This window comes from Halanaerobium sp. (assembly GCF_003070835.1).
This window is the reverse complement of record NZ_QBLR01000427.1, coordinates 1-2,237: the sequence shown is the minus strand read 5'-3', so window position 1 is coordinate 2,237 and position 2,237 is coordinate 1. Positions and strand designations below refer to the sequence as shown.

4 protein-coding genes are annotated in these 2,237 nt (G+C 36.9%); all 4 read left to right on the top strand.

Translation table 11 applies throughout. From position 1 onward, the window contains the following. Nucleotides 1-6 precede the first annotated feature (6 nt). The 4 genes from CI949_RS20025 to rfaE2 are packed head-to-tail and all read left to right on the top strand — an operon-like array spanning nucleotide 7 to nucleotide 2,186. Entirely contained in the window at nucleotides 7-117 is a 111-nt protein-coding gene (locus CI949_RS20025; RefSeq protein WP_290769734.1) for a hypothetical protein, read from the top strand. A gap of 46 nt (nucleotides 118-163) precedes the next feature. Then, nucleotides 164-691, top strand: coding sequence for a hypothetical protein (locus CI949_RS20020; protein ID WP_073160438.1), 528 nt, complete (start codon nucleotides 164-166; stop codon nucleotides 689-691). A gap of 9 nt (nucleotides 692-700) precedes the next feature. Next, the gene (locus CI949_RS20015) at nucleotides 701-1,711 is read left to right on the top strand and encodes a bifunctional heptose 7-phosphate kinase/heptose 1-phosphate adenyltransferase (protein WP_110300649.1); all 1,011 of its coding nucleotides are present in this window, start codon (nucleotides 701-703) and stop codon (nucleotides 1,709-1,711) included. Further along, complete coding sequence (rfaE2, locus tag CI949_RS20010) at nucleotides 1,701-2,186, top strand: D-glycero-beta-D-manno-heptose 1-phosphate adenylyltransferase (protein ID WP_110300648.1); 486 nt, start codon at nucleotides 1,701-1,703, stop codon at nucleotides 2,184-2,186. Before CI949_RS20015 ends, rfaE2 begins: the two co-directional genes overlap by 11 nt. Nucleotides 2,187-2,237 lie beyond the last annotated feature (51 nt).

Sequence of the window (2,237 nt, the reverse complement as noted above, 5' to 3'; positions counted from 1 at the left end):
GTTAATTTGGATGGTGGTGGCTCAGCAAGAATGGTTATTCGAGGTTTTACGATGAATAATCCCAGTGAAAAAAGATTAATTTCTAATGGAGTAATAGTTGATGAACGTGATAATTAATTATTAATTTTGTTTTAAATAAAATATTAGATAAAGGAGTAATCAAATGCTTAAAAAATCAATCATTCTACTAATCACAGCAGTGTTTTTAGTTATTTCATTTTTGCCGGTTAGTGCTGCTAATTTAAATTCAGTTACATATTCTATCTCAGGTGATTCTCTTGATATTGACACACTTGAGCTGGAGCCGGAATTTTTAATTAATAATATTCATCCAGCAGTAATCAATCTGGCATTTGACGGAGATGATTTTTATTTTGGAGCAAATATGGGCTTGAATATGTTGATGGAAGAAAACTTCAGAATGGATTTGAACCTGATGTTTACCAATGAGGTTGATGGTCGTGATTTTGGTAAGGCAATTGGATTAGCGGCTGCTACCTTGGGTCAGGATTTAAGTTTTTTCTGGCAGACATATTATTTTATGGATGATGATTTAGATGATCATGCTTATTATAAGGGTGGAGTAGATTACAGCATCGGTCCCAGGAGTGATCTGCAGGTAAGTGTAGCAAATCAGTACTGGGATTTAGACAACAACGTTATAAAACTAGGAATAAAAGTTAAGCTCTAGGGGGATGACATGGATAATTATCAGGCAGAAGAACTTGTAAAATATATTAAAAAATTTAAAGATAAAAAAATTATGGTTTTAGGAGATTTAATTGCAGATAAATTTATCATAGCTGATCCGGAAAGGCTTTCGCGAGAGGCTCCAGTTTTAATCTTGAAACACCAGCAGGAAAAAGTGCTGCCAGGTGGTGGTGCTAATGCCGCTGCAAATATTGCTAGTCTGGGAGCAGAAGTTGATCTGCTGGGTGTAGTTGGAGATGATCTGGCTGCAGAAGCTCTAAAAGCAGAATTAGATCAGCGGAATATTACAACTAAGGGTATTTTTAAAGATGAGACTCGCCCTACAGCTGAGAAAACTAGAATTTTGGCTGGGGGAGAGCAGATAGTAAGACAGCAGGTTGTTCGGGTTGATAAGGTAAAAAGTTTTGATATTAGTGAGGAATTGAGTCAAAAGCTGAGCAGCTACCTGGAAAAAAATATTGCTGCTAGTGATGCAGTCCTGTTTTCTGATTATGGCAATGGTATTTTTAATCAAAATACCACAGCAAAGTTTGTAGAAACTGCTGCAGCTGCAGGTAAGTATTCCGCAGTGGACAGCCGTTATCAGCTGCCTCAATTTAAGGGTTCAATGATTGCTACTCCTAACTTAGAAGAAGCATCTGAAATTTATGGTTCTAAGTTAAAAACACAAGTAGAGGTAGAAAAAGCAGGTATAGAAATGAGAAAAGAGCTTAAATTGGAATATTTATTAATAACTCAGGGTGGAGATGGAATGACTCTCTTTGCTCCCGGAGATAAGATAGATCATATTCCGGCAGCTAATTTCTCAGAGGTTTTTGATGTAACCGGAGCTGGTGATACAGTTGTTGGTACTTTAATTCTAGCTCTTGCTGCAGGGGCACCGGTAGGAACTGCAATTAGAATTGCAAATCTAGCCGCCGGGATTGTTGTCCGCAAAAGTGGAGTTGCTGCAGTAACTGCTGAAGAATTAATCAAGGAAGTGAATAAAAATGCCGGCTAAGATTATGGAATTAACTGAACTTAAAACCGAAATTGAAGCCAAAAAAGAGGCAGGAGAATTAATTGTTTTTACCAACGGCTGCTTTGATATTTTACATGTTGGCCATATCCGGTATTTAAAAAAGGCAGCTGCTCTAGGAGATAAATTGGTGCTGGCTGTTAATAGTGATAGTTCAGTGAGGGAATTAAAAGGTAAAAATAGACCCTTAGTTCCTGAAGCTGAAAGGATGGAGATGCTGGCTGCTCTAGAAATGATTGATTATTTAGTTCTTTTTTCAGAAATCGACTGTAGGGCTGTATTGGAAGCAGTTAAACCTCAGATTTATGTTAAGGGTGGAGATTATAGGATTGAAGATTTACCTGAAGCAGAAACTGTCTACAGTTATGGTGGTAAAATAGTTTTGATTACTGAAGTCAAAGGTAAATCAACAACTAATATTATAAAAAAGATAAGGCTGAGTAAGGATGAAAAATAATCAGCTGCATATTCTTATACTGCTGACCCTCTTGCTTTTAGGAGTGACAAT